General features: G+C 66.2%; 32 protein-coding genes and 2 tRNA genes. 18 read left to right on the forward strand and 16 right to left on the reverse strand.

Annotated elements, in window-relative coordinates; translation table 11 throughout:
- The first annotated feature begins 212 nt into the window (after positions 1-212).
- The 6 genes from rnr (at position 213) to SY91_RS10495 (ending at position 7453) form a co-directional block, all read left to right on the forward strand.
- Complete coding sequence (gene rnr / locus SY91_RS10470; RefSeq protein WP_023474774.1) at positions 213-2696, forward strand: ribonuclease R; 2484 nt, start codon at positions 213-215, stop codon at positions 2694-2696.
- A gap of 148 nt (positions 2697-2844) precedes the next feature.
- Positions 2845-3588 carry a 23S rRNA (guanosine(2251)-2'-O)-methyltransferase RlmB gene (rlmB, locus tag SY91_RS10475; RefSeq protein ID WP_023474772.1) on the forward strand — a complete coding sequence of 248 codons (744 nt, stop codon included), beginning with the start codon at positions 2845-2847 and terminating at the stop codon, positions 3586-3588.
- 120 nt (positions 3589-3708) lie between these two features.
- Entirely contained in the window at positions 3709-4578 is an 870-nt protein-coding gene (locus tag SY91_RS10480; protein WP_023474771.1) for an N-acetylmuramoyl-L-alanine amidase, read from the forward strand.
- A 92-nt stretch (positions 4579-4670) separates the two neighbouring features.
- Positions 4671-5366 carry a ribose-5-phosphate isomerase RpiA gene (gene rpiA / locus SY91_RS10485; protein WP_006476119.1) on the forward strand — a complete coding sequence of 232 codons (696 nt, stop codon included), beginning with the start codon at positions 4671-4673 and terminating at the stop codon, positions 5364-5366.
- A 282-nt stretch (positions 5367-5648) separates the two neighbouring features.
- On the forward strand, positions 5649-6365 hold the full coding sequence (locus SY91_RS10490) for a FadR/GntR family transcriptional regulator (RefSeq protein WP_006476118.1): 717 nt from the start codon (positions 5649-5651) through the stop codon (positions 6363-6365).
- Between the two features lie 101 nt (positions 6366-6466).
- Positions 6467-7453, forward strand: coding sequence for a Gfo/Idh/MocA family protein (locus SY91_RS10495; RefSeq protein ID WP_023474770.1), 987 nt, complete (start codon positions 6467-6469; stop codon positions 7451-7453).
- Between the two features lie 61 nt (positions 7454-7514).
- On the opposite strand, the gene SY91_RS10500 is transcribed toward SY91_RS10495, so the two are convergent.
- The 7 genes from SY91_RS10500 to SY91_RS10530 form a co-directional block, all read right to left on the reverse strand.
- Positions 7515-8207 (reverse strand): amino acid ABC transporter permease, encoded by a 693-nt coding sequence (locus tag SY91_RS10500; RefSeq protein ID WP_012328406.1) that lies wholly within the window; start codon positions 8205-8207, stop codon positions 7515-7517.
- A gap of 122 nt (positions 8208-8329) precedes the next feature.
- Positions 8330-9124 (reverse strand): cystine ABC transporter substrate-binding protein, encoded by a 795-nt coding sequence (locus tag SY91_RS10505; RefSeq protein WP_006476115.1) that lies wholly within the window; start codon positions 9122-9124, stop codon positions 8330-8332.
- Positions 9125-9224: 100 nt separating this feature from the next.
- Positions 9225-10262, reverse strand: coding sequence for a quinone-dependent dihydroorotate dehydrogenase (locus SY91_RS10510; RefSeq protein WP_027807358.1), 1038 nt, complete (start codon positions 10260-10262; stop codon positions 9225-9227).
- Positions 10263-10360: 98 nt separating this feature from the next.
- Positions 10361-11191 (reverse strand): arginyltransferase, encoded by an 831-nt coding sequence (locus SY91_RS10515; protein ID WP_006476113.1) that lies wholly within the window; start codon positions 11189-11191, stop codon positions 10361-10363.
- 33 nt (positions 11192-11224) lie between these two features.
- Positions 11225-11989 (reverse strand): leucyl/phenylalanyl-tRNA--protein transferase, encoded by a 765-nt coding sequence (aat, locus tag SY91_RS10520; protein WP_006476112.1) that lies wholly within the window; start codon positions 11987-11989, stop codon positions 11225-11227.
- 11 nt (positions 11990-12000) lie between these two features.
- The gene (locus tag SY91_RS10525) at positions 12001-12546 is read right to left on the reverse strand and encodes an NUDIX hydrolase (RefSeq protein ID WP_006476111.1); all 546 of its coding nucleotides are present in this window, start codon (positions 12544-12546) and stop codon (positions 12001-12003) included.
- A gap of 195 nt (positions 12547-12741) precedes the next feature.
- Positions 12742-12818, reverse strand: a tRNA-Met gene (locus SY91_RS10530).
- A 197-nt stretch (positions 12819-13015) separates the two neighbouring features.
- Between SY91_RS10530 and SY91_RS10535 the strand changes: the two genes are divergently transcribed.
- The 3 genes from SY91_RS10535 to SY91_RS10545 are packed head-to-tail and all read left to right on the forward strand — an operon-like array spanning position 13016 to position 15041.
- Positions 13016-13513 (forward strand): heme-degrading domain-containing protein, encoded by a 498-nt coding sequence (locus SY91_RS10535; protein ID WP_006476110.1) that lies wholly within the window; start codon positions 13016-13018, stop codon positions 13511-13513.
- A 9-nt stretch (positions 13514-13522) separates the two neighbouring features.
- Positions 13523-13855 (forward strand): DMT family transporter, encoded by a 333-nt coding sequence (locus SY91_RS10540; RefSeq protein WP_371090929.1) that lies wholly within the window; start codon positions 13523-13525, stop codon positions 13853-13855.
- A gap of 31 nt (positions 13856-13886) precedes the next feature.
- Positions 13887-15041 carry an enoyl-CoA hydratase/isomerase family protein gene (locus SY91_RS10545; protein WP_023474768.1) on the forward strand — a complete coding sequence of 385 codons (1155 nt, stop codon included), beginning with the start codon at positions 13887-13889 and terminating at the stop codon, positions 15039-15041.
- A gap of 134 nt (positions 15042-15175) precedes the next feature.
- Here the strand turns inward: SY91_RS10545 and SY91_RS10550 are convergent, their stop codons facing one another.
- Positions 15176-15604: a hypothetical protein gene (locus tag SY91_RS10550; protein WP_006484223.1), complete on the reverse strand. Its 429-nt coding sequence runs from the start codon at positions 15602-15604 to the stop codon at positions 15176-15178.
- Between the two features lie 341 nt (positions 15605-15945).
- On the opposite strand from SY91_RS10550, the gene ssuD reads away from it, so the two are divergent.
- From ssuD to SY91_RS10595, 9 genes are all read left to right on the forward strand, one after another.
- Positions 15946-17103, forward strand: coding sequence for an FMNH2-dependent alkanesulfonate monooxygenase (gene ssuD / locus SY91_RS10555; RefSeq protein ID WP_011545310.1), 1158 nt, complete (start codon positions 15946-15948; stop codon positions 17101-17103).
- Positions 17104-17119: 16 nt separating this feature from the next.
- A complete protein-coding gene (gene ssuC / locus SY91_RS10560; RefSeq protein ID WP_011545311.1) occupies positions 17120-17932 on the forward strand; it encodes an aliphatic sulfonate ABC transporter permease SsuC in 813 nt (270 codons plus the stop codon).
- Positions 17929-18888 carry an ATP-binding cassette domain-containing protein gene (locus tag SY91_RS10565; protein WP_023474766.1) on the forward strand — a complete coding sequence of 320 codons (960 nt, stop codon included), beginning with the start codon at positions 17929-17931 and terminating at the stop codon, positions 18886-18888. The genes ssuC and SY91_RS10565 overlap by 4 nt, the downstream gene beginning before the upstream one ends.
- Positions 18889-18945: 57 nt before the next feature.
- Positions 18946-19161, forward strand: coding sequence for a molybdopterin-binding protein (locus SY91_RS10570; RefSeq protein ID WP_006476104.1), 216 nt, complete (start codon positions 18946-18948; stop codon positions 19159-19161).
- Positions 19162-19273: 112 nt separating this feature from the next.
- Positions 19274-19501, forward strand: coding sequence for a hypothetical protein (locus SY91_RS10575; RefSeq protein ID WP_185920896.1), 228 nt, complete (start codon positions 19274-19276; stop codon positions 19499-19501).
- Between the two features lie 55 nt (positions 19502-19556).
- On the forward strand, positions 19557-19802 hold the full coding sequence (locus tag SY91_RS10580; protein ID WP_043886471.1) for a hypothetical protein: 246 nt from the start codon (positions 19557-19559) through the stop codon (positions 19800-19802).
- 129 nt (positions 19803-19931) lie between these two features.
- The gene (gene dusA / locus SY91_RS10585; RefSeq protein ID WP_043886470.1) at positions 19932-20918 is read left to right on the forward strand and encodes a tRNA dihydrouridine(20/20a) synthase DusA; all 987 of its coding nucleotides are present in this window, start codon (positions 19932-19934) and stop codon (positions 20916-20918) included.
- A 54-nt stretch (positions 20919-20972) separates the two neighbouring features.
- Positions 20973-21048 (forward strand) — tRNA-His (locus tag SY91_RS10590).
- 144 nt (positions 21049-21192) lie between these two features.
- The gene (locus SY91_RS10595; RefSeq protein ID WP_185920897.1) at positions 21193-21816 is read left to right on the forward strand and encodes a hypothetical protein; all 624 of its coding nucleotides are present in this window, start codon (positions 21193-21195) and stop codon (positions 21814-21816) included.
- Between the two features lie 10 nt (positions 21817-21826).
- On the opposite strand, the gene SY91_RS34995 is transcribed toward SY91_RS10595, so the two are convergent.
- Genes SY91_RS34995 through SY91_RS10635 form a run of 8 tightly spaced genes read right to left on the reverse strand, consistent with a single transcriptional unit; the run spans position 21827 to position 26223 of the window.
- Entirely contained in the window at positions 21827-22948 is a 1122-nt protein-coding gene (locus SY91_RS34995) for a hypothetical protein (RefSeq protein ID WP_023474762.1), read from the reverse strand.
- Positions 22945-23190, reverse strand: a complete 246-nt coding sequence (locus SY91_RS10605) for a DUF4224 domain-containing protein (protein ID WP_023474761.1) — start codon at positions 23188-23190, stop codon at positions 22945-22947. Before SY91_RS10605 ends, SY91_RS34995 begins: the two co-directional genes overlap by 4 nt.
- Positions 23187-23885: a hypothetical protein gene (locus SY91_RS10610; RefSeq protein WP_043886467.1), complete on the reverse strand. Its 699-nt coding sequence runs from the start codon at positions 23883-23885 to the stop codon at positions 23187-23189. The genes SY91_RS10605 and SY91_RS10610 overlap by 4 nt, the downstream gene beginning before the upstream one ends.
- Positions 23882-24079 carry a hypothetical protein gene (locus tag SY91_RS10615; RefSeq protein ID WP_023474759.1) on the reverse strand — a complete coding sequence of 66 codons (198 nt, stop codon included), beginning with the start codon at positions 24077-24079 and terminating at the stop codon, positions 23882-23884. The genes SY91_RS10610 and SY91_RS10615 overlap by 4 nt, the downstream gene beginning before the upstream one ends.
- On the reverse strand, positions 24076-25056 hold the full coding sequence (locus SY91_RS10620; RefSeq protein ID WP_023474758.1) for a phage Gp37/Gp68 family protein: 981 nt from the start codon (positions 25054-25056) through the stop codon (positions 24076-24078). Before SY91_RS10620 ends, SY91_RS10615 begins: the two co-directional genes overlap by 4 nt.
- Positions 25053-25433 carry a hypothetical protein gene (locus SY91_RS10625; protein ID WP_023474757.1) on the reverse strand — a complete coding sequence of 127 codons (381 nt, stop codon included), beginning with the start codon at positions 25431-25433 and terminating at the stop codon, positions 25053-25055. The genes SY91_RS10620 and SY91_RS10625 overlap by 4 nt, the downstream gene beginning before the upstream one ends.
- Positions 25430-25666 carry a hypothetical protein gene (locus tag SY91_RS10630; protein ID WP_023474756.1) on the reverse strand — a complete coding sequence of 79 codons (237 nt, stop codon included), beginning with the start codon at positions 25664-25666 and terminating at the stop codon, positions 25430-25432. The genes SY91_RS10625 and SY91_RS10630 overlap by 4 nt, the downstream gene beginning before the upstream one ends.
- A complete protein-coding gene (locus SY91_RS10635; RefSeq protein WP_043886465.1) occupies positions 25663-26223 on the reverse strand; it encodes a hypothetical protein in 561 nt (186 codons plus the stop codon). Before SY91_RS10635 ends, SY91_RS10630 begins: the two co-directional genes overlap by 4 nt.
- Positions 26224-26243: the final 20 nt, after the last annotated feature.

A 26243-nucleotide genomic window follows, 5' to 3' on the forward strand; every position in this document is an offset into this window, starting at 1 on the left:
TTATAGCGCCCCAATTATCCCTGTCAACACTTTTTTGCGATGCGCCGCAAACAGGCCGTCGCCGCGCGTGCTGGCGGCATTCCCGCCTTTTGGCGACACAGGCGGGTGATAGAATGACCCGCCGCCGTCAATATAGAACTGTCTGACGGACACCTCTATGTTGATGCCGTGCACCATCAGTCAACGCAACGAGAACAATCATCGACAAACCCTTGAGCAAATATCCGTACCCCATTCCGAGCCGTGAAGAGATTCTCGGCGTGCTGCGTACGAGCGACGCGCCGCTGGCCGCCAACGACATCGCAGAAGCCCTGTCGATCAAGCGTCAGGAGCGCGAGGGGTTCTTCCGGCGTGTCGCCGCGATGGAGCGCGACGGCCAGATCCGCCTCGACAAGCGTGGCCACTACCAGTTGACCCATCCGTCGAATTTCGTCGCCGGGCGCGTGCAGGGGCATCGCGACGGCTACGGGTTCGTGATCCGCGACGACGGCCAGGACGACCTGTTCTTGCCGAACGGCGAAATGCAGAAAGTGATGCACAACGACCGCGTGCTCGCGCGGATCGTGGGCTACGATCGCCGCGGCCGCCCGGAAGGGCACGTCGTCGAAGTCACGGAACGCGCGAACAAGCGCGTGATCGGCCGCCTGCTGAACGAGAACGGTGCGCTGATCGTCGCGCCGGAAGACAAGCGCATCGGCCACGACATCCTGATCACCCAGAACGTGAAGAAGGCGAAGGTCGGGCAGGTCGTCGTCGTCGAACTGACCGATTTCCCGAGCCGTCATTCGCAGCCGCTCGGCCGTGTCGTCGAAGTGCTCGGCGATATCGACGATCCGGGCATGGAAATCGAAATCGCGGTGCGCAAGTACGGCGTGCCGCATGAATTCAGCCAGCCGGCGCTCGACGAAGCCGTGGCGCTGCCCGACAAGGTGCGCCCGGCCGACCTGCGTTTCCGCGTCGACCTGCGCGACGTGCCGCTCGTGACGATCGACGGCGAGGACGCCCGCGACTTCGACGATGCCGTCTACTGCGAGCCGGTCAAGGTCGGCCGCGGCGACGGCTTCCGGTTGATCGTCGCGATCGCCGATGTATCGCACTACGTGCAGCCGGGTAGCGGGCTCGATGCCGACGCGCTCGAGCGCAGCACGTCGGTCTACTTCCCGCGCCGCGTGATTCCGATGCTGCCGGAGAAGCTGTCGAACGGCCTCTGTTCGCTGAATCCGCAGGTCGATCGCTGCGTGCTCGCGTGCGACATGGTGATCACCGCGCGCGGCGAGATCAAGGCCTACCAGTTCTACCCGGCCGTGATCCATTCGGCGGCGCGCCTCACGTACACCGAAGTCGCGGCCGTGCTGTCGAACACGAAGGGGCCGGAGGCCGCGCGCCGCGCCGATCTGCTGCCGCACCTGCAGGATCTGTACGGCGTCTACAAGTCGCTGTTCGCCGCCCGTCAAAAGCGCGGTGCGATCGACTTCGACACGACCGAGACCTACATCGTCTGCAACTCGCAGGGCAAGATCGAGCAGATCGTCCCGCGCCAGCGCAACGACGCGCACAAGCTGATCGAGGAATGCATGCTGGCCGCGAACGTCTGCGCGGCCGATTTCCTGAAGCGCAACAAGCATCCGGGCCTGTACCGCGTGCACGCGGGGCCGACGCCGGAGAAGCTCGAGAACCTGCGCGCATTCCTGCGCGGCATGGGCCTGTCGCTCGGCGGCGGCGACAAGCCGCATGCGAGCGACTACGCGGCGCTGATGGCGCAGATCCGCGACCGGCCGGACGCGCAGATGCTGCAGCCGATGCTGCTGCGCTCGATGCAGCAGGCCGTCTACAGCCCGGACAACATCGGTCACTTCGGCCTCGCGTACGAGGCGTACGCGCATTTCACGAGCCCGATCCGCCGCTATCCGGACCTGCTCACGCACCGTGCGATCTACGCGATCCTGTCGGGCAAGAAGTACACGCCGAAGGCGCCGGAAGGCTTCGAGCTGAACACCGCGCTGTCGCCGCGCGCTCGCGCGATGCAGCAGGCCGACGACGAAGCGCGCAACCGCTCGCGCTCGAACACGGCGATCTGGGAAGAGCTCGGCTTGCACTGCTCGGCGAACGAGCGCCGTGCGGACGAGGCGTCGCGCGACGTCGAAGCGTGGCTCAAGTGCTACTTCATGCGCGACAAGCTCGGCGAGGAGTATGGCGGGATGGTGAACGGCGTGACGTCGTTCGGCATCTTCGTGCAGCTCGACACGCTGTTCATCGAAGGGCTCGTGCACGTGACGGAACTCGGCTCGGACTACTTCCAGTACGACGAGATCAAGAACGAGCTGCGCGGGGAACGCACGGGCATCCGCTATCGCCTGTCGGATCGCGTGCGCGTGCAGGTGAGCCGCGTCGATCTCGATGCGCGCAAGATCGATTTCCGCCTCGTGCGCGATACGCCGGTGAAGGCGCCGCGTCCGTCGCCCGCGCCGGCTGCCGGCATCGATCGCAACGGCAATGGCAATGGCCCGCGCGTGCGTGCGCTGCCGCCGGTGGAGGAGACCGTGCCGCGTCGCAAGAAGGCCGCGAGCGCGCCGAGCGTCGCGGTGCAGGAAGCGCGCGCCGCGCGTGGCGCCGCAAAGAAGAAGAGCGGCGGTGCCGGCGGTGGCGCACCCGCGAAGCCGACTGCGAAGAAGGCTCGCGCCCGCAAGAAGTATTGAGTGTTCGGGGCGGCGTACGCGCACGCCCTGCAGTATCGAGAGACGCCGCGTCACCGGTCATCGGCCGGCCACGCGGCGCTTTCCTTTTCCATGGATCGCGGCTGCGCACGTCGCGCGGCCGCACGTTTGATCGAAGGTTGTTCCAGTCATGTCACGTCTGAAGGTTCTTTACGGTTTTCATGCGGTGACCGCACGCTTGCGGCACGATGCATCGACGGTGGCGGAGGTGCTGTACGACCAGACGCGCCGCGACCGCCGCATGCAGGACTTCCTGCACGCCGCGAAGGAAGCGGGCGTGCGGCTGATCGCAGCCGACGAAACGCGCCTGTGGGGCCTCGCGCATACCGAGCGTCATCAGGGCGTCGTCGCGCGCGTCGAGGACATGCCGCTTGCGCAGAACCTGTCCGAGCTGCTCGACGGCATCAACGGGCCCGCGCTGCTGCTCGTGCTCGACGGCGTCACCGATCCGCACAACCTCGGCGCATGCCTGCGGGTCGCCGATTCGGCCGGCGCGCATGCGGTGATCGCACCGCGTGACCGCGCGGTCGGCCTGAACGCGACCGCGGCCAAGGTGGCGAGCGGCGCGGCCGACACGGTGCCGTACATCACGGTGACGAACCTCGCCCGCGCGCTGCGCGAGCTGAAGGAAGCGGGCGTATGGATCATTGGCACGTCGGACGAGGCGCCGGCGACGCTCTACGAAACGAAGCTCGACGGCCCGGTCGCGCTCGTGATGGGCGCGGAAGGCGAAGGCATGCGCCGGCTCACGCGCGATACCTGCGACGAAGTGATGAGCATCCCGATGGCCGGCAGCGTGGAAAGCCTGAACGTGTCGGTCGCCAGCGGTGTCTGCCTGTACGAAGCCGTGCGTCAGCGGCGCGTGAAGGGCTGAACCCCGGGGCTGACCCGGGGCCGACCCGCCCGTCCCGCGCGCGATGCGCGGGCGTCGAATGACCCGAACGACGCGTGCCCCGACGCAAGGCGGCACGCGGCTCTCCGGAACCCGCGACCGATGACCCTGTTTCGTATTGGCGCCTGCTGCGCCGTGTTCGGCCTGCTGGCGGCCTGCACGTCGCCGTCGCTCGTCGAACGTGGTACCTACTACGCCGACACGAGCCTGCACGCGCGCGGCGCCGATTCGCGGATCCGCTTTCTCGTCATGCATTACACCGAAAGCGACGAGACGAAATCGCTGCGCACGCTGACGGGCGACTCGGTCAGCGTGCATTACGTCATCCCGCCGCAGCCGCGCGCCGAACGCGGGATGCCCGTCGTCTACCAGCTCGTTCCGGAAGCGCGGCGCGCGTGGCACGCGGGCGTCAGCGAGTGGCAGGGCACGACCGAACTGAACGCGGTATCGATCGGCATCGAGAACGTGAACCGCGGCCCGCTCGATCCGCAGCATCGCACCTGGCAGCCATATCCGCCCGAACAGGTCGACGCGCTGACCCGCCTGTCGAAGGACATCGTCGCGCGCTACGGGATTCCGCCGACGCGCGTGGTCGGGCACAGCGATATCGCGCCTCAACGCAAGATCGATCCCGGCCCGCTGTTTCCTTGGCATGCGCTCGCGCAAGCCGGCGTCGGCGCATGGCCGGACGACGCGACCGTCGCCGCGCGGCTCGCGGGCCGCGACCCGCACGCGCCGGTCGACGTGCGCGAACTGCAGCTCAAGCTCGCGCGCTACGGCTACGACGTGCCGACCGACGGCGTGCTCGACACGCGTACGCGGCGCGTGTTCGCGGCGTTCCAGATGCATTTCCGGCCGTCCGACTACGCGGGCAATCCGGACGCGGAAAGCGATGCGATCGCGCAGGCGCTGCTCGACAAGTACTTCCCCGGCACGCAAGCGGCCGATCCCGCGCCGGCGGACACACCCTGAATACGCGGCGCGGCGCACGCCGAAAAACGCGGGGACGTCCGCCGACTCCGGTAAACTGGCGGTTTTCCGCAATCCCGCAGCATTACCACGCCATGACTCAAGACGAACTCAAACGCCTCGTCGGCCAGGCCGCCGCCGATTACGTGATCCAGAACGTGCCGGAAGGCGCCGTGATCGGTGTCGGCACCGGCTCGACCGCCAACTGCTTCATCGACGCGCTCGCCGCCGTCAAATCGCGCTATCGCGGCGCCGTGTCGAGCTCGATTGCCACGACCGAACGCCTGAAATCGCACGGCATCAAGGTGTTCGACCTGAACGAGATCGAGTCGCTGCAGGTATACGTCGACGGCGCCGACGAGATCGACGCGGGCGGCGCGATGATCAAGGGCGGCGGCGGGGCGCTGACGCGCGAGAAAATCGTCGCGTCGGTGGCCGACACGTTCGTCTGCATCGCGGACGCCAGCAAGCGCGTGCCGGTGCTCGGCGCGTTCCCGCTGCCGATCGAGGTCGTGCCGATGGCGCGCACGGCGATCGGCCGGCGCGTGACCGCGCTCGGCGGCGTGCCCGTGCTGCGCGTGACGAAGGACGGCGCGCCCTACATCACCGACAACGGCAACGAGATCATCGACGTGAAGGGCCTGCAGATCGCCGATCCGCGCGGTTTCGAAGCGCAGGTGAACGCATGGCCGGGCGTCGTGACGGTTGGTCTGTTCGCCGAACGCGGCGCGAATCTGTGCTTGCTCGGCACGGAAAACGGCGTTGAAACGATCGTTTATCCGGCTGGCTAAAACTGAATGAGAAGCAGTCCGTAACGGCGCGGTATCGGCCGTCATGGATTGGATGGTTAAATCTTGTGGAAACCGGGGTCCGGCAGGCGCGGCGCGCTTCCCGGGCCTTTTTTTTAGCCGTATAAATCACCTCGTTCAAAAGAGGGATAACCCTGTCAGGTGTTTACCAGATAGCGAAATATCGTCGAACTCATCAACTTATAGATCATAAGAACAGAGTAGTAACCAGGGCCGGCGGAACTGCGGAGCAGGTGTTCGCAAATCGACGCACGGGGAGGTGTCATGGAGCAGGGCAAAGACCGGTCACTGGTCGCCAAAGTGATGGATGGGCTTGTCGCGGGTATCGTCGAAGACAAGTACGGCGGCATCTTGCCGCCACAGGACGTGCTGTCGAAAGAGTTCGATGTGAGCCGCACGGTGATGCGGGAAGCGTTGTCGATGTTGCTTGCGCGCGACATGCTCGACGTGCGTCCGAAAGTCGGGACGCGCGTGCGGCCGATGCGCGACTGGCGGATGATCGACGAAGACGTCGTGAGCTGGCGATTTCGGGCAAAGCCCGATCCGCAGTTCATGCGCGACGTCATCGAATTCCGGATGCTGATCGAACCACGCGCGACCGCGCAGGCGGCGGTGCGCGCGACGGCGGCCGACATTGCGGGCATTCGCGAAGCGTTCGATGCGTTCAAGGTGCTGCAGCCGGGCGACCCCGGCTACGACACGGCAGACGAGTTGCTGCATACGCGGATCGTCCAGGCGAGCGGCAACCAGTTCTTCCAGCAGATGGCGGCGATCGTGCGCGGAGCAGTGCGTCTCGTGAATCCGCGCGTCGTGCAGAAGGAAGGCGCGCACGACATCGCGGTGAAGGCGCACGCGCGGGTCGTCGATGCGATCGAGCGACGCGACCCGCGCGAAGCCGAAGCGGCGTCGCTCGCGCTGATCGATTTCAGCGCGGACGAGATTTCGCGCGATTTCTCGGTCGACGTGCCGGTGCGTGCCTGACGCGGCACGTGTCGCTCATCCGTGTGCCGCCGGGCCGTTTATCATGACGGCCGGCCGGCAGCGTGCCGGCTACCGTCATACGACCGACACGGAAGATCAGGATGAACGACAACGACCATCGCCCGGTGCGCTTCGGCATCGTCGGTGCAGGCAGCATTGCGCGCCGCTTCGCGCAAAGCCTCGCCCACGTGCCGGGCGCCACGCTCGCCGGCGCCTGGGCCCGCCGCGCCGACGCAGCGGCCGCTTTCTGCGAGACATACGGCGGCACGCCTGCCGCGAGCCTCGACGCGCTCCTCGCGAGCGATATCGACGCGGTCTACATCGCGACGCTTCATGACAGTCACGCGCAGTACACGCTGGCCGCGCTGACTGCAGGCAAGGCCGTGCTGTGCGAGAAACCCGCGGCGCTGAACGCCGCGCAACTCGAGACGGTGCTGCACGCGGCGCGCGATGCCGGGCTGCTCTTCATGGAGGCGATGAAGCCGCCATTCTTCCCGCTGTACCGTCAGTTGCGTGCGCACCTGCGTGACGATCCGATCGGCGAGATCCGGCTCGTGCGGGCGGGTTGCGCATCGTCGTCGGTGCCGGAGGACCATTCCGTCTATCGGCTCGATCATGCGGGCGGCGCGTTGCTCGACATCGGCATCTACGAGGCGTTTCTTGCCGTCGACTGGCTCGGCGCCGCGCACGACGTGCAGACGCTCGGCCGCGTCGGTTTGACGGGTGTCGACCTGTTCGCGAGCCTGAACAGCGTGCATGCGAACGGCGGGATCGCGCAGCTCTTTTGCGGCCTCGACGTGATGGGGCGCGGCGATGCGCTGATCGCCGCGGCGGGCGGCCACGTGACGATTCACGAGAAGTGGTGGAACCCCGAGCGGGCGACGATCCGCTATGCGGACGGGCGTACCGTCGAACTCGATGCGCGGGCCGAAGGCGGCGGGCTGAACTACGAAACCGCGCATTTCTGCGACCTGCTGCGCGCGGGTGAAACCGAAAGCCCGATCATGACGCACGACCATTCGCGGCAGATGATCGCGATGACCGATGCGGCGCGCGCCGTGCTCGGCGTGCGTTATTCGGGCGAATAGACGGAACAGGCGGGAAGGCGGGCGCCGGGACCGCGAGCGCGGCCCGGCGCAACGGCGCGGCTCAGTGCCGCGACGGCAGCGACAGGCGCTTTTCGTACCAGCGCTGCACCCATTCGAGGATCTGGCACAGGACCCAGTACACGGCCGCGGCGGCGAGATAGAGCGGCAGCGGCTGATAGGTCGCCGCGATCACTTCCTGCGCGCTGCGCAGCAGTTCGGTCACGGTGATCACGGACACGAGCGACGTGTCCTTGATCAGGCTGATCAGGCTGTTCGACAGGCTCGGCACCGCGATGCGCAGCGCCTGCGGGCCGATCACGTAGCGCAGCGTCTGCCCCCACGACAGCCCGAGGCTGTACGCGGCGAGCCACTGGCCGCGCGCGATCCCGTTGATCGCGCCGCGCATGCTTTCCGACATGTAGGCCGCGACGTTCGCGGACAGCGCGATGACGCCGGCCGGCGTCGGATCGAGCGAGATGCCGAGGCTCGGCAGCCCGTAATAGATGACGAAGATCTGCACGAGCAGCGGCGTGCCGCGCATCAGGCTCACGTACGCGCGTGCCAGCCACGCGAGCGCGTTGACCCAGATGCGTTCGAAGCCGTCGAGCGCTTCGCTCTGCCGGATGCCCATCATCGCGAGCACGACGGCGCCAAGCAGGCCGAACACCATCGACAGCACGGCGAACTTGACGGTCAGGACGGCGCCCTGGGCGAGCACCGGCAGCGATTGGACGAGCAGGGACGTTGTCGACATGGAGTGCGAATCGAATGCGTGCGCGAAAGCGCAATCATAAACCGGGCCGATAAAACAAAGGGCGGCATCGTTGCGGATGCCGCCCTTTCCGGCCCGCCGTCAGGCGGGAAATGCAGGCGTGCTTACTTGATCGGTTTCGTCACGTCGATGCCGAACCACTTGTCGGAGATCTTCGTGAACGTGCCGTCGGCCTCGAGTTGCGCCATCGCGTCGTCGATCGCCTTCTGGAACTTCGGGTTGCCCTTCTTGAACGGGATGCCCGACGGGTTCGCCGAACCGACGTTCGCGCCCGGGCGCAGCGGCAGTTGCGAATTCTTCGTCAGGTACGCGAGCATCAGGCGGTCGTTGAGCGCCGCGTCGAGGCGGCCGGCCGCGAGATCGCGCAGGTACTCGGGCGCGCCCGGGTACGTCTTCACGTCGATGCCCGGCACCGATTTCGCCATGTCCATGTAGTTCGTGCCGAGCGCGACGCCGAGCTTCTTGCCCTTCAGGTCTTCCAGCGACTTGAACTGGCGCGTGTCGTCCTTGCGCTGGATCAGCTGCGCGGACGAATACGTGTACGCCGGCGAGAAGTCGAGCGTTTCCTTGCGCTTGTCGGTAATGCCGACCTGGTTGGCGATCACGTCGAACTTGCCGGCCTGCAGGCCCGCGATGATGCCGCTCCATTCGGTCGTCACGAACTCGGCCTTCACGCCGAGCTTCGCGGCGACGGCTTTCGCGATATCGACGTCGAAGCCGACGAGCTCGCCTTGCGGGCTCTTCGAGTTGAACGGCGGGAACGTGCCCTCGAGGCCGACGCGCAGCGTGCCGCGTTGCTTGACCTGGTCGAGGAGGTCGGCCGCGTGGGCGGTCGCCGCGGCGAACGACGTGCCGATCACGCCGGCAACCAGCAACTTCTTCAGCAGCGAAAATTTCATCGTGTGTGTCCTTGCCCTGTCCGGGTCAATGATTCTGATCGTGAAGCCGATGATAGCAAAAACGCTATCAATCATTAAATACAGTTTGTTTATGCCTATATTACGCGCTGCGTTCGCGGGCGATCGCCTTCACGCATTCGGATACGAGTGCCGGGCCGCGATAGATGAAGCCGGTATAGAGCTGGACGAGCGCCGCGCCGGCCGCCAGCTTCGCACGGGCGTCCTCGCCCGAGAAAATGCCGCCGACGCCGATGATCGGCACGTCGTTGCCGACTTCCGCGTGCAGCTTGCGGATCACTTCGTTCGACGCGTCGAACACCGGGCGGCCCGACAGACCGCCGGCTTCGTCCGCGTGCGGCAGGCCCTGGACGGCCGCGCGCGACAGCGTCGTATTGGTGGCGATCACCGCTTCGATCTTGTGGCGCAGCAGCGTGTCGCCGATTTCCTTGACCTGTTCGTCGTCGAGATCGGGCGCGATCTTCAGCGCGAGCGGCACGAGCTTGCCGTGCAGGTCGGCCAGGCGCTGCTGCTTGTCCTTCAGCGCGGCGAGCAGTGCGTCGAGCTCGCCCGCGCCCTGTAACTGGCGCAGGTTCTTCGTGTTCGGCGACGAGATGTTGATCGTCACGTAGCTCGCGAACGGGTACACGCGCTCGAGGCAGTACAGGTAATCCTCGGCGGCGCGCTCGATCGGCGTGTCGGCGTTCTTGCCGATGTTCAGGCCGAGGATGCCGCGATAGCGGGCGGCCTGGACGTTCTTCACGAACTGGTCGACGCCGTGGTTGTTGAAGCCCATCCGGTTGATCAGCGCCTCGGCCTGCGGCAGCCGGAACATCCGCGGGCGCGGGTTGCCGGGCTGGGGGCGCGGCGTGACCGTGCCGACCTCGATGAAGCCGAAGCCGAGCGCCGCGAGGCCGTCGATGGCCGCGCCGTCCTTGTCGAGGCCGGCCGCGAGGCCGACCGGGTTGCGGAACGTGAGCCCCATCACGGTGCGCGGCGCGTCGGGCACGCGGGCCGACAGCGCGCAGGCGAGGCCCGTGCGGCCGGCCGCGCCGAGCGCGCGCAACGTAAGGTGGTGAGCGTCTTCCGCATCCATTTTGAACAGGGATGCGCGGGCCAGCGGGTAGAGGGAACTGAACACGGGAGTTGGGCGGACAGCCGGAATGAATGACAACCCGCTATTTTACCGGGAGTTGCGCGGCACGGGCGTGCTTTGCTTCGTAGCCGCCGCGGCGTGCGTCAGCCCGAGCCGGAATGCCCGCCCGGCAAGGGCGCGCGCGCCAGCGCCGCGTCGACGGGCGGCAGGTCGATCCGTTCCGGATCGAGCGTCTTCCAGCGGCCGTCGATCAGCCCTTCGAGCGGGTGGAAGTTCGCCTTGTAGGCCATCTTCGGGCTCTCGCGGATCCAATAGCCGAGGTACACGTAGGGCAGCCCGAGGCTCTTCGCCTGCTCGATCTGCCACAGGATGTTGTAGGTGCCGTAGCTCGTGTGCCGGTCGTCCGGCTCGAAGAACGTATAGACCGACGACAGCCCGTCGCCGAGGATGTCGATCATGCTGACCATCCGCAGCTTGCCGGGTTCGCCGCCCGGTGCGTCGAGGTCGCGGAATTCGACGAGGCGCGAGTTGATCCGGCTTTGCAGCAGGAATTGTTCGTACTGGTCGCGGCTGTCGCGATCCATGCCGCCGCCTGCGTGGCGCGCGGACTGGTAGCGCATGTAGAGCGCGTAGTGCTCTTCGTCGTAGTGCAGCGGCGAGACTGTCGCGACCAGCGCGCGGTGCCGTTTCCACATCCTGCGCTGCGTGCGCGTCGGCGCGAACTCGCCGACCGGCACGCGCACGGGCACGCAGGCGCGGCAGCCGTCGCAGTACGGGCGGTACGTGAAGACGCCCGAGCGGCGGAAGCCGGCCTTCACGAGCTCGGTGTAGATGTCGGAATTGATCAGGTGGCTCGGCGTCGCGACTTGCGAGCGCGCGATGCGGCCGTCCAGATAGCTGCACGGATAGGGCGCCGTTGCATAGAATTGCAGCGCCGAAAGCGGTGAAAGCGGCAGCTCAGTCGGGTGAGTCATGGGCAGCTCTCGATGCAGGGAAGGAGTGCCGCGCTAGCGCTCGGTCCCGGTGGGCGCCGCCGTTTCGGCGGGGCTCGTCAGCGCGGCGAGCACGCGCTTGTCGAACTGCCACGGAATCGGCGGTTCGGCTACCGCGCTGCGCACGTGAGCGACAAAGGCCTTGCGTGCGATCTCGCGGCCGCCGAGCGACGCTAGATGCGACGTATTCTGCTGGCAGTCTATCATCTCCAGCCCCTGCTCGCGAAGGTGCGCGATGAGCGCGGCCAGCGCGATTTTCGACGCATCGGTCACGTCCGCATACATCGACTCGCCGAAAAACATCCGGCCGAACGACACGCCGTACAGGCCGCCGACGCGGCGCCCGTCGTGCCACGTCTCGATGCTGTGCGCGTTGCCGGAGCGGTAGAGCGACGTATAGGCGTCGATGATCTCGGCGGTGATCCACGTGCCGCGCTGCCCGCGGCGCGGCGCCTGGGCGCATGCCCGCATCACGCCGGCAAAATCGTGATCGACGCGCACTTCCCATTCCGGCGCGCGCAGCACGCGCTTCAGCGTCTTGCGCAGCGACGGCGATACCTTGAATTCGGCCGGCACGAGGATCATGCGCGGGTCGGGGCTCCACCACAGCACCGGCTGGCCGTCCGAGTACCACGGGAAGATGCCGCGCAGGTACGCGTCGATGAGCCGCGACGGCAGCAGGTCGGCGCTCGCGGCGAGCAGCCCGGGCGCCCCGGTCGCGGGACCGAGCGCGCGTTCGATGGACGGAAACGGATCGTCCGGGCCGAGCCAGGGAACCATGGGTGCGGGGCTCAGCCGTTGCGCAGCGAGCGGAAGATGTCGCCGGTGTGCACGCCGTAGTCGCCGGCGGCGCGATCCGCGAAGAAGAAGCGCAGGGTCTGGCTGACGGTCGGGAACGCGATCTCGTCCCACGGGATGTCGGCTTCGTCGAACAGTTTCACTTCGAGGCTTTCCTCGCCGGCTTCGAAACCCGGATCGGTGAGCCGCGCAAGATAGAACAGGTGGACCTGGTGCACGTGCGGCACGTTGAGCAGCGTGAACAGGTTCTGCACCTCGACGCGCGCGCCGGCTTCCTCGAGCGTTTCGCGCGCGGCAGCTTCCGCGGTCGTCTCGCCCATTTCCATGAAGCCCGCCGGCAGCGTCCAGAATCCGTAGCGCGGTTCGATCGCACGGCGGCACAGCAGGATCTGGTCGCCCCAGACCGGCACCGTGCCGACGACGTTGCGCGGATTCTGATAGTGGATCGTGCCGCAGTGATCGCAGACGAAGCGCTCGCGGTTGTCGCCCGGAGGAATGCGCGCGAGGACTTCGTGACCGCAGACGGAGCAGAATTTCATGTCGAATGGAAGGGACGAGGTGATGCGAGTGTATCACCGGGCCGCGGCATTCTCGAACGCCTGCGCATGGGGCGGCGAGTCGTGCGAAACGGTGGGGGCGCGGGTGGGCGCGCGAGCGAAGAGGGCGCGGCGCCCGGACGCGTAAAAACAAAAAGCCCGGCACGAAACCGGGCTTTTTGCGAAATTCTGGACGGTTGGTTGCGGGGGTAGGATTTGAACCTACGACCTTCGGGTTATGAGCCCGACGAGCTGCCAGACTGCTCCACCCCGCGTCCGTCGAAGAAATGAATTATATGGGCTAACCAGAATGCGTGCAAGTGTTTTCTGACAATCGCATGACGAGCGAGGGTGGGGCCGGTACGGGAAGGCGCGTGCGCTAGAATCGAGCGGTTTGTGTCGTCATCCCTGCAGCGGCCCTGCGCGATCGCATCGGCGCCGTTGCGACTCTCATTACTGCATCGACGGATTCATGGACATCGCTCACGATCTGCAATCGATCGGCGCGCAGGAACAGGCGCTCGTGTTTCCCCATTTCGACCCGGCCCGCGCGTGGGCGCTCGGCAACCGGATGCATGCGCTCGCGACGTCGCGCGGTCATGCGATCGCGATCGACATCGTCACGTTCGGCCAGCCGCTGTTCTATGCGGCGCTCGCCGGAGCCACGCCCGACAACGCCGACTGGGTGCGCCGCAAGCGCAACGTCGTCGCGCATTTTCGCCGTAGCTCGTACGCGATCGGCCTGCGCATGCAGCAGGCCGGCGCGACCCTCGCGGACAAGCACGGGCTGCCGGTCGCCGAGTATGCGTCGCACGGCGGCTCGTTTCCGCTGACCGTGGCCGGTGCCGGCGTGATCGGCTCGATCACTGCGTCCGGGTTGCCGCAGCGTGCGGACCACGAGTTCGTCGTCGAGGCGCTGTGTGCGGAGCTCGGCCACGACTACGCGGTACTGGCCCTCGCAAGGAGCTGAGCGATGCAATTGCCCGGTTACGCATGGCTCGCGATCGCGATCGTCGCGGAAGTGATCGGCACGTCCGCGCTGCGCGCGGCGGACGGCTTCACGCGCTTGTGGCCGTCGGTGCTCGTCGTCGCCGGTTACGGCGTCGCGTTCTACTGCCTGTCGCTCACGTTGCGCACGATGCCCGTCGGCATCATCTATGCAGTCTGGTCGGGCGCCGGCATCGTGCTGATCACGCTCGTCGCGATGCTGCTCTATCGCCAGGTGCCGGACGTGCCGGCGGTGATCGGCCTCGGGCTGATCATCGCGGGCGTCGTGGTGCTGAACCTGTTCTCGAAGATGCAGGCGCACTGAGCGTGCGACCGCCGTTTGCCGGATGACCTTCATGACCGATTCCCTTTCCGCCGCCGTTCCCGCCGAATCCGCCCAGCCCGACGTGCGCGCCTATGTCGCGAACCGCATCGGCTTTCTCGAACTGAACCGGCCGAAGGCGCTGAATGCGCTGTCGATCGGCATGATCCGGCTGATGCAGCAGGCGCTCGACGCGTGGCGCGACGATCCCGACGTCGTCGCGGTCGTGGTGCACAGTCCCCACCCGCGCGCGTTCTGCGCGGGCGGCGACGTGCGCTTCTTCCACGATGCGTGGCAGCGCGGCGACCGCGATGCGGTCGATACGTTCTTCATCGAGGAATACACGCTGAACCATGCGATTTTCACGTATCCGAAGCCGTACATCGCGTTGATGCACGGCGTCGTGATGGGCGGCGGCATGGGGATTTCGCAGGCGGCGCGGCATACGGGCGGCCTGCGCGTCGTGACCGACTCGACGAAGATGGCGATGCCCGAAACGCGCATCGGCCTGTTCCCGGACGTCGGGATGAGCTGGTTTCTCGCGCGCACGCCCGGCGCGATCGGCCGCTATCTCGCGGTGACCGGCGCGACGCTCGACGCGGCCGGCGCGCTGTACGCGCAACTCGCCGACGTCTATCTGCCCGATGCCGCGCTGCCGCCGCTGCTCGACACGCTGCGCGGCACGCGCATCGACAGCGGTGCGCAGGCCGTCGGGTGCGTGACCGACGCGGCGGCCGCGCACAAGGTCGTGCCGACGCCGGACACGTCGGCGCTCGCCGACGCGCGCGCCGGGATCGACCGGCATTTCGCGCAGCCCGACCTCAACGCAATCCTCGCGTCGCTCGACGCCGAGCCGGATTGCGCGGCGGTCGACGGGTGGGTCGAGAAGGCGACTCACGCGATGCGCGAGCAGTTGTCGCCGCTGTCGATGGCTGTATCGCTCGAAGTCGTCGAACGCGCGCGCGGCGCGACGATGGCCGATTGCCTGCGGCGCGATCTCGATCTCACGCGCTCGACCTTCGCGCGCGGCGACGTGATCGAAGGCGTGCGCGCGCTGATCGTCGACAAGGATCACCAGCCGGTGTGGCGCTTCAAGTCGGCCGCCGACGTCGGGCGCGCCGACGTGCTCGCGATGTTCGACAGCCCGTGGACGCCCGACACGCATCCGCTGCGCGCGCTGAAGGACTGACGTCGATCAGGCTGATTCGCGCGGGAGGAGCGACGCGCGGGGAAGAAACGAAAAGGCCGCGTGCACGATGCACGCGGCCTTTTTCATGGATGTCGGCCGGTCCGGGCCCGAAGGCCGCATCGCCCGCGTTGGCGTTATTCGTCGCCCGCGTCGTCCGACATGAACGCGCGCATGAACACGAGCGCGCCGAAGCCCCATACTGCGTTCGCCGCGAAGCCGGCCGCGAGCACGGGCATCATGTTGCCCGAAGGCCAGATGCCGCGCAGCGGATCGATCGCGAACACGCGGGCGGCCGTCAGCACGATACCGCCGAACACGAGCGCGCCGATCCACGATGCTTCGCGTTCCGGCGACACGCGCAACAACCACGCCATCGGAATTGCGCAGCACGCGCTGATCAGCGCATTCGCGACAAATTCAGGAATGCCGAGCGGCGCGAACGGTTGTGTCGAGAAGCCGGTTGCGGCGATCAGGTCGGCCGTGTGGAGGAGGGCGAGCGTGGCCTCGCGGAAGAACAGTGCGGCCAGGAAGCCGGACAGGAAGGGCAGGATGACTTTCTGCATCGATGAGTGCACCGCAGGCGCGCACGGCCGAAGCCGTATGCGCGAAGTTATTCGGATAGGTGCGCCATTATAGGGCCCGGCCGCGGCGATATTCGCTCCAGCGTCGTGCTAATCACGAAAGCGGAAAACCTAAGCTCAAAAAAATCGTTCCAAAGCCCTGTACCGATCCCTAGACTGATTCCTCAGAAACAGCCGTGCGATCGCGTCCTCGTCCGCTGCACGGCCTGACCGGCGAGCCATCCCGATTCGAATGCACACCATGCATGCGTCGCTCCTCCGCGACGCGAGCAGGGCGACGTTTTTTTCAAATTTCGGCAGTGACAGTCAAGCAGGAGCAGCAGATGAATGTGTTCTGGTTTATCCCCACGCATGGCGACAGCCGCTATCTCGGCACGGCCGAAGGCGCGCGCGCCGCGGACTACGATTACTTCAAGCAGGTCGCCGTGGCGGCGGACACGCTCGGCTACGACGGCGTGCTGCTGCCGACCGGCCGTTCCTGCGAGGATGCGTGGGTCGTCGCATCGAGCCTCATTCCGGCTACGCAGCGCCTGAAATTCCTGGTCGCCGTGCGTCCCGGCATCGCTTCGCCGGGGCTCGCCGCGCGGATGGCCGCGACCTTCGACCGTCTGTCGGGCGGCCGCCTGCTGATCAACGTCGTCACCGGCGGCGATGCGGCCGAGCTCGAGGGCGACGGCCTCTTCGCCGATCACGACACGCGCTACGAGATCACCGACGATTTCCTGAACATCTGGCGCGGACTGCTCGCCGCATCGCACGACAACGACGGGTTCGACTACATCGGCAAGCACCTGCAGTCGAAAGGCGGCAAGGCGCTTTATCCGCCCGTCCAGCATCCGCATCCGCCGCTGTGGTTCGGCGGCTCGTCGCCGGCCGCTCACGCGATCGCCGCCGATCACATCGATACCTATCTGACCTGGGGCGAGCCACCCGAGGCCGTCGCGAAGAAGATCGCCGACATCCGCGCCCGTGCCGACGCGCGCGGCCGCAAGATCAAGTTCGGCATCCGCCTGCACGTGATCGTGCGCGAGACCGAGGACGAGGCATGGCGTGACGCCGATCGGCTGATCAGCCGGCTCGACGACGACACGATCGCGCGTGCGCAGAAAGCGTTCGCGAACATGGATTCGGAAGGCCAGCGCCGGATGGCCGCGCTGCACGGCGGCAAGCGCGGCGGCCGCGAGGCGCTCGAGGTCTATCCGAACCTGTGGGCCGGCGTGGGGCTCGTGCGCGGCGGCGCCGGCACGGCGCTCGTCGGCAATCCCGAGCAGGTCGCGGAACGGATGCGCGAATACGCGGATCTCGGCATCGAGACGTTCATCCTGTCCGGCTATCCGCACCTCGAGGAGTCGTATCGCTTCGCGGAACTCGTGTTCCCGCTGATCAAGGGCGAGGGCGTCAAGAAGGCGGCTGGTCCGCTGTCGGGGCCGTTCGGCGAGATCGTCGGCAACAACTATCTGCCGAAGACGAGCCAGAGCTGAGCGACGGAGGCTTGCGATGACAACGAAAACGTCGACGACGGGCGTCGCCGTGGCCGCCCGCGCGTGGCGCGGCGTCGCGCCGTGGCTCGTGCCGCTCGCGTTGCTGGTGGTGTGGGAGGTCGGTGCGCGCACCGGCTGGCTGTCGACCCGCGTGCTGCCCGAGCCGGTGGCCGTCGTGCGCGCCGCCTGGTCGCTCGTGACGTCGGGCGAAATGTGGGCGAACGTGAAAGTGAGCACGTGGCGCGCGCTGTTCGGCTTCGCGATCGGCGGTGGCGTGGGCCTTGCGCTGGGGCTTGCGACCGGGCTGTCGAAGGCCGCCGAGGTCGCGCTCGACTCGACGATCCAGATGATCCGCAACATCCCGGCGCTCGCGATGATCCCGCTCGTGATCCTGTGGTTCGGCATCGACGAGAAGGCGAAGCTGTTCCTCGTCGCGCTCGGCGTGTTCTTTCCCGTCTACATCAATACGTATCACGGGATTCGCTCGGTCGACGCGAACCTGATCGAGATGGCGAAGAGCTACGGCGTGCGCGGCTTCGCGCTGTACCGCGACGTGATCCTGCCCGGCGCATTGCCGTCGATCCTCGTCGGCGTGCGTTTCGCGCTCGGCCTGATGTGGGTGATGCTGATCGTCGCGGAAACGATCTCCGCGCAGTCGGGCATCGGCTACATGACGATGAACGCGCGTGAATTCCTGCAAACCGACGTGGTGGTGGTCGGCATCCTGCTGTACGCGGTGCTCGGCAAGCTGGCCGATGTGCTGGCGAAATGGATCGAGCGCGTGACGCTGCGCTGGCACCCCGCCTATCAATCAGGAGCAAAGGCATGAATGCGACGACTTCGGCGGCCGCCTACGGCCCGCTCGCCGGCGCAGACCTCGAGGCCGAACTGGCGCAGGCCCGCGTCGCGGACAGCGATGCGCGTGACGCGGCGATCCTCGAACGTGACGGCAGCGCAGCGGTCGTGCCGCTCGCGCGGCGGCGCGCGGGCGGCACGGCACCCGACGACGCGGTCACGCTGTCGGGCGTCAGCAAGCGCTTCGGCGCGCGCACGGTGCTCGACAACGTCGAGCTCGGTATCGCGCGCGGCAGCTTCGTCGCGATCGTCGGCCGCAGCGGCTGCGGGAAATCGACGCTGCTGCGTCTCGTCGCGGGGCTGGAGCAGCCGAGCAGCGGCGCGCTCGTGACGCGCGGCGAGGGCGGCGGCGTGCTCGACACACGGATCATGTACCAGGATGCGCGCCTGCTGCCGTGGAAGACCGTGCTGCAGAACGTGATGCTGGGTCTCGGCCGCGGTGCGCGCGACCAGGCCCGCGCGGTGCTCGACGAAGTCGGGCTGCTGGAACGCGCGAACGACTGGCCCGCGCAACTGTCGGGCGGCCAGCGGCAGCGTGTCGCACTGGCCCGCGCGCTCGTGCACCGGCCGCAACTGCTGCTGCTCGACGAGCCGCTCGGCGCGCTGGATGCGCTTACCCGCATCGAGATGCATGCGCTGATCGAGCGCCTGTGGCGCGAGCATCGGTTCACTGCGCTGCTCGTCACGCACGACGTGCAGGAGGCCGTCGCGCTCGGCGACCGCATCCTGCTGATCGAGCAGGGGCGCGTGGCGCTCGACCAGGCGGTGCCGCTCGACCGGCCGCGTGCCCGCGCGTCGGCCGCATTCGCGGCGCTGGAGGATCGCGTGCTGAAACGCGTGCTCGCCGGCGGCCCCGGCGCGGCCGATCACGACGCCGAGCATGAAGCAGACAAGGTTCGACCGGTCGGGCAGATCCGCTGGGCCGTTTAATTCCGGGCGGCTCCGGCCGCCCGTTCTGAGACTTTTTTCTTCGGAGCGATCATCCCGATGAGCATCACTGCAATCAACGTACGAAACCAGTTCAAGGGCAAGGTCAAGGAGATCATTCGCGGGTCCGTGGTCTCCGAAGTCGACGTCGAGACGCCGTTCGGCATCGTCACGTCGGTGATCACCACCCGTTCGGTGGACGAACTCGAACTGAAGGTCGGCGCCGAAGTCGTCGCGCTCGTGAAGTCGACGGAAGTCTCGATCGCGCGTCTCTGAGCGCGCGGGTCGCGCCCCCATGCGGCGTCGGCGGGCAGTGTGCCCGGCGGCGCCGCATGGCATTCGCGCAGCGCGTTTGCCTCGGTATTCGACTTCTGGACGAAGTGCTAGGATGGAACGACACCGATGCCGGAGGCCAACGCATGACCCCATCCTTTCCCCCGAAGCCATCGAGGCGCTGAAATGGATCGACCAGTTCGGCGACAGCCGGCCGGTTCCCGCCGCATTCGACGACGTCGTCTACGCGTTGCTGAATGACGGGCTGATCTATCAGGCGGCGGCCGACCGGGTCGACCTGACGGCCGATGGCCGGTCATTTTTGTCCGACGAATACGATTGAGCGCGCGGCGCCGGCCGCGCAGGCGGCCGGGCGCGGCTTCGCCACGGAGCGTGCGATGGAACCCAGAGGCAGCGACCTCGGCGATTTCAGCGAGCCGTACCGCGGTTTCGAGATCGAAGTGAAGACCGAGCAGGTCTGGGACGGCGAGCATGCGCACTATCGCGTGCTACAGGGCGATGCCGTGCGGATCGACTGGCGGCTGGTCAAGGTCGACGGGATGCTGCTCACCGAACGGCGCGTGATCGAGCGGGTGTTCGACGAGGCGCGCCGGGCGATCGATGCTGAGCTGGACGACCGGTAGCGTGCGGGTCGGGCGGGCATGGCCGGTATTGCGGTAAAATACCCGGTTGTTTCCGTGCCGCCTGGCCTGTACCCGAATTCCATGTCCGTTCCGTCCTCGCTTTCCCCTCGCCGTGTATCGGTCGCGCCAATGCTCGACTGGACGGACCGCCATTGCCGTTCGTTCCACCGCACGCTGACGCGCAATACGTGGCTGTATACGGAGATGATCACGACGGGTGCGCTGCTGTTCGGCGATGCCCAGCGGCATCTCGCGTTCACGCCGAGCGAATCGCCGGTCGCGCTGCAACTGGGCGGCAGCGAGCGGGACGACCTCGCGCGCGCGGCGAAACTCGGCGAGCAGTGGGGCTACGACGAAATCAACCTGAATTGCGGGTGTCCGTCCGAGCGCGTGCAGCGCGGCGCGTTCGGTGCGTGTCTGATGAACGAGCCGCAGCTCGTCGCCGAATGTGTGCGGGCGATGCGCGATGCGGTGTCGGTGCCGGTGACGGTCAAGCATCGGATCGGTGTCGATGCGGTCGAGGATTACGCGTTCGTGCGCGACTTCGTCGGCACGGTGGCCGAGGCTGGTTGCGAAACGTTCGTCGTGCATGCCCGCAACGCGATCCTGAAGGGGCTGTCGCCGAAGGAGAATCGCGAGATCCCGCCGCTCAAATACGACTATGCGTATCGGTTGAAGCGCGATTTTCCGTCGCTGGAGATCGTGATCAACGGCGGTATCACGACGCTCGACGAAGTCGCGCAGCATCTCGAGCACGTCGACGGCGTGATGCTCGGGCGCGAGGCGTATCACAACCCGTACGTGCTGGCGGAGGTCGATGCGCGCTTCTACGGGTCGACCGCAGCGGTGCCGACGCGCGAAGAGGCCGAAGCGCAACTGATCGAATACTGCGCGGCTGAACTGAAGCGCGGAACCTACCTCGGCGCGATCGTGCGGCACGCGCTCGGGCTGTATCGCGGCATGCCTGGTGCGCGCGGCTGGCGTCGCGTGCTGTCCGACAACAAGAGGCTCGCACGCGGCGATCTGGCCGTGTTCGACGAGGCCCGCGCGCATCTGAACGAAGCCGAAGAATTTTTTGAAAAAAAGGCTTTGCAAGATTCAAAAGTGTTCGTATAATCTTGTTCTTCGCTGCTGAAACAAAACAGCGAAACGAAGCAAGCAGTATCAGTGGTGGCTGTAGCTCAGTTGGTAGAGTCCAGGATTGTGATTCCTGTCGTCGTGGGTTCGAGTCCCATCAGCCACCCCAACAAATTCAAGCACTTGCAGCAGAATCAAGCTGACGTGTTACAAGTTTTGGAAGATAAGATTCCAAAATTTGGAAGATGTATCGAGCAAGGCCCGCCACTGAGCGGGCCTTTTTGCGTTCCGCACATTTGGGGTTACATTGGCAATGAACTCACGCGGTAAAGGCATAAAGCAATGGATATTGAAACGGGCCGCTGATATAGCCAACGCGAAATCTCGTAGCCGCGCAAATCGTGCAGGCGTCGTTATCAAGGACATAGGGATCATTTCTGATGGCGATGCGGAGACAGCGTTCTACATAGAGGAAGGCTTCCCTGGAGGTCTTGAATTGCACAACGTTGTTTCGCGCGGCACACGGAGCGTTGTAGTTGTTGGGCAGGGTAGCGGTGATCGGAAAAACGATGGGGAAAGCTCAATGAAAGTTTCGATTTCTGGTGAAAGCAACGTGGTAGGTGGCCATACTGGAATTTCGGTGCCGAATGACTCCAGCACGGAGATAGCGATCGGCGATAAAGCATCGGTGTCCGGTGGCGTTTATGGCATCAATGAGCGTGATGCAATAGTCGACGAGCTCAAGAAAATTCTCCCGCCGGAAACACCGCATGAAGCGATCGAAGATGCTCTCGATGCTGTCCGTAAGGTAAAAGGTGGTACGCAAGAAGAAAAGGAGGAGGCCGTTCGTGGCAGCCGTCTCCGGGAGTGGATCAAGGAATATGGAGGCGATGTGGTCGGGCTCGTAGTGAAGGCTGCGCAATCGATGATGTCGTGATCGAAGGGCGTCAGCGAGTTGCACGTACTTTTCTCTGCCGGCGCCGGTCATACGTCTTTCTCACCATGCGTTCATCGGCGTGGCCCGTCGCGTCGATAATCCGGTCGTCGCCTTCTTCCTGCCGATCCGTGACTGCCGCCGGGCGCATATCGCGCAGCGCGAACCGTTCGAACGGCACGCCGCGCGCCTGCGCTTCCTTCTCGCAGTAGCCCATCAGCCGCGACCAATTCGTGTTCCATCCGCTGCGCGTGTACACCTGGCCGGCGGTGTTGCCGAACACGTGCACGCTCGACGTGCGCTGAAGCGCGAGCGCTTCGTCGATCACTGCCTTCAGCTCGGGCGACCAAAGCACGAGCTTCACACGCTGTTGCTCGCCGGCTTTCCGTTTCCCGATCGGCACCTCGACGCCTTCCGGCTTGATGCCCTGGCGGTGCAGCTCGCGCATCTCGGTCGGCCGGCTCACGGTCAGGTATGCGGCCTGCACGCACAGCGCGAGAATCAGGTATGCCGAGCTGGGGTGTTGGTCACCAACGCTTCGCCGCGACCGTGCGACCTCGACCGCGAGCTCGATTTCGTCCTGCGTCACGTACCGCTGGCGCGGCCGCGTCGGGTTGTACTCGATGCCGCGGCACGGGTTCGTTTCGAGCTCGCCGCGGCGCCGGCCGTATTCGAGGATCGCGGATAGAAGGGCGATTTCCTTGTTCGCCTTCGCCGGCGCGCCGAGCTGCGCGCGCTGGTCGAGGTAACCGTACACGTGCTTCGGCTTAATGGCCGCCGGCGACATCGTCCCGAAGACCTTGATCAGCCGTTTCGACTCGACCCGGTTCTCGTCGAGCGTGGACTGTGCCTTGCGTCGCTCGTCGGTGTGCGGCAGGCCGTCTTGCCACTCGAAATACTGCGCGACGAGCGCCTCGACCGTTCCCGGCTCGATGGCGTTTCCGTTCAAGGCCTCCGCGCGCTCGATCGCCTGCTTGCGGATTTCGGCGAGCGCTTCCTTGTTGTGGGCCGGGGCCGACAGACGGAATGCCCATCTGCCATTGGGCAGCTTGTAGCCGAAGCTGACCTTATGTTTCCCGTAGTGGGCGTAGAGCCGGAAGGGCAAGCCGTCCGGACGTTTTCGTCGTCCGATCATGATCGCAGTGCGGCGAAGTTCGGTTCTTCTGACGCAGCGGGGCGGTTCCGGCGCGCGGGTGTTGAGGGGGCGGTGCCGTTCATGCGTGCGTCATAGTATTCGCGCGCGACGAGCGGAACGCCGGCAATGTTGACGGCGTACGGCCAATGGTTGCGCTCGAGCCAGCGTTTCATGCAGGCGTGGCTACGCGGCTTGCAGCCAACCAGCTCGGCCAGCTCCGGAGTGGTGAGATAGAGGCTCATGATTCGATCCTTCGAAATGCCACGACCCATACCCACGGGTTTATGTCCCAGCCATGCCCGCGCGCGGCGTTCAGGCTGTCCCACAGGTCGTGAAAGGCGCGGATGCTGGGCGGCCGGAACGCTCCGCCGCCGTGGCCGCGCATGTGGTGGTCGGCGATCGTCACGCCTTCGTCGCGCGCGTCCGACTCGCTGATGCTCTGGAGGCGCTCGGCGCGCACGCCGGTGATCTCGAGCGTGATGCGCGACGCCCAGCGCGGCATGTGGATGGACGGCGTCCAGCCGCGCGATTCCTTGGCGTCGAGCGCCTGGAACGTGTTGAGGTCGATGTCGACTTCGACGCGGCCGTCGTCGGCCTGGTACGCGATGCCGGCATAGCGGCGTGTCGGTCGGCTGCCTTCGAACGTCTCGGTGCCGATGCGGCGCACCTCATGCGTTTCGCGCACCCACAGACTGTCACCGACGTCGCCATGCGGACAGACGTAACATTCACCGGTGCGTGTGTGCCAGATCGCGGCCAGCTCCGGCGCGGGCGTTCCGCCGGCATATTTCACGGATCCGCCGCCGGCTGTCGTCGGCTCCCACATGCCGAGCGGATTATCGTGAGGCAGCTTGATGATTCTCCGCGTCTGTGTCTTCCGGCCTTCGAGGATGGCGCGCACCATGGGGCCGCTGAAAAGGATAGGGCGTTCCGTCACAGGTCGAGCTCCTTCGCTTCGGCGAACGTCGTCGTCGCGAGGCGCACCATTTCGCGGATGTTCGTCGACAACTTCCACGACGGGTAGGTGGTCGCGAGCTGCTCCTGCAGCCTCTTCCACTCGCCGAGCGTCATCGTCATGGTGAGCGTCATCGGCACGTCGTCGGGCCGCTGAATCTTGAACTCGGATTTCATCGTGCCTCCGGGAATTCGTCGTAAGTGCGGCCGTCGAGGTGGCGGCCGGCGGTCTTCTTGCCGACGCGATATACAGTCGGCTCGTCGTCGTAGCTCAGGCCGTCATGCTCGCCGGGCGTCATCGTGCTGAACGACCATTCGTCGCCGAACCAGTCGGCGACACGCTCGGTGCGCGTCGGCGGCCCGCCGCAGTTTTCGCCCGGCGCCCATTCGCCCCATTGCTTGAACAGGAACGGCACACCGGCGGCCGCGCATTGGTCCCGCAGATCGCGGGCCCAGTCAGGGTGCATCGGCCGCGCGCCTGGGCCGCTTTCGCCGCCGACGATCACCCAGTGCAAGCCATGCTCGGGGCTGCTCCAGCCTTGCAGGGCGCTCACGCGCAAGCCGCCCCACGGGATGGACGTGAGATCGACTGGGCCGAGCAGTGGCTCCATCGACAGGAAGCGCACGCGCGCGGGCATCGCTAGCAACTTCGGGATGTCGCGGTCGGCCTCGGCCTGGTTGACGATCGTCGCGCCGAGCCAGACGGTCGGCCACGGCAACTCGTCCCACGTGTTGAGCCCGCAGGACAGTTCGTCGACCACCTCGTTGAGCATGTCGCGCGCGTTGCCGATTCGCTTCGTGAGCAGCAGCCAGTCGAGATTCGGCGTGCGCGCGATCAGCTCGAACAGGTCGCGGCGCCACGCTGGATCGACAGCGTTGTCAAACACGTCGGCGAGCGACGCGCAGAACACGCGCTGGCGCCGGCCGTGCGCGGCGAAGAACTCCGCGTGCCGCGCGTTCCAGCGAAGCGGTTGTCGCCACGTGGCCGCCGACGTGCGAACGCGCTCACCGTGCGGCCCCCAGACGACCTTGTGCAGCCTCGTGTCCATCATGTGCTCGGCGTAGCAGTGGTCGCACCCGGGCGACACCTTCGTGCAGCCGATGAACGGATTGAAGGTGTGATCCGTCCATTCGATTTTGCTGTTCTCGCTCATGGTCTGTTGTCTGCACCGCAGTGGCGGCAATTTTCAAGGTATCGCTGTTGATCGCTGACGAAGCGGCCGCAGCCCGAGCAGTTTAGGGTGTACGCACGTGGGAACTTGCGCTTTGGCTGCAGGGCGATCCCAGTGCCGTGCAGCGCCTCGTCGCGCCTGATGTACTGCACGTCGACGGCCGGGCGCGTCTTGGCGTCGATGTACTCCTTTGGCCACGGGATATCGGTCTCGCGGATGTTGTGGTGCTGCTGCACGTCGTCCCTGGTGAAAAGCCGAGCTTTGCGCAGATCGGTCGTATAGCCGTCGGGATCGGCCCACCACATCACGTCGTTGCCGACGAACGAACGGCTGTCCTGAAGGTAGAAAAGAGCGGTCATATCTGGATGTCCACGTACTTAGTGATGAGCCGCGCTTCCTCGCTGTGGTGTCGGCGATAGACGATACGAATGCCGCCACCGAGGTCGAGCGGCCGGCCGCGGCCGTTGTCGTCGTTCAGCTCGGCCTGGTGGTCGCAGCAGACCGAGCGCAGCGTGTCTGCGAGGCCGAGGGGATCGGCCAGCAGTCGAAGCAGGAAGTCGTGGTTGACCTCGAGGATGGTTCGGGTGCTCATGCGGCGAGGTCCTCGTCGTCGATATCCATGGGCTGCTGAAAGACACGGCCGCGCTCGCCGACGGGGATCGTCACGAGGCCCGCCGCGGCGAGGAACGGATTGCGCTTCATGGCGGCGCGTGCCGCGCGAGCGGCTTCGGTTTTGATGGCGGCCGGGCACGGAACATCGGGCCCGGCGCCGACCGCCCAGACCGGCCGCCACTGAGCGCGGCCCTCGGGCGGGATCCAGTCAACGATCTGCACTTCGGTGCGGTGAATCGTCAGCAGCTCGCTGACGCGCTGCTGCGAGACACCGCAGCGTGTCACCAGCTCGCGAACGGACAGGCGCTCCCGCTCAAGAATGGCGCGCATCCTGTCCCACGCCGGCGTCGCGCGCGACCTGTAGTCGCGCTGCGCCCGCTTGAGCTTGAGCACCCGGGTGGCAAAGGTCTGGACTGACTTACGCGAATGACGCGGAAACGCTGCGTACAGAGCCTTGGACGGGATGGGGGAGGGATAGAGGCGGGCGAGCAGGCGCGCCTCGGCGGTCGTCCACAGGTTGTGCGTCGACGTCGACATGCTACGATTCCTCCGGATTT

This window comes from Burkholderia cenocepacia (assembly GCF_014211915.1).
Classification (GTDB): Bacteria; Pseudomonadota; Gammaproteobacteria; order Burkholderiales; family Burkholderiaceae; genus Burkholderia; species Burkholderia orbicola.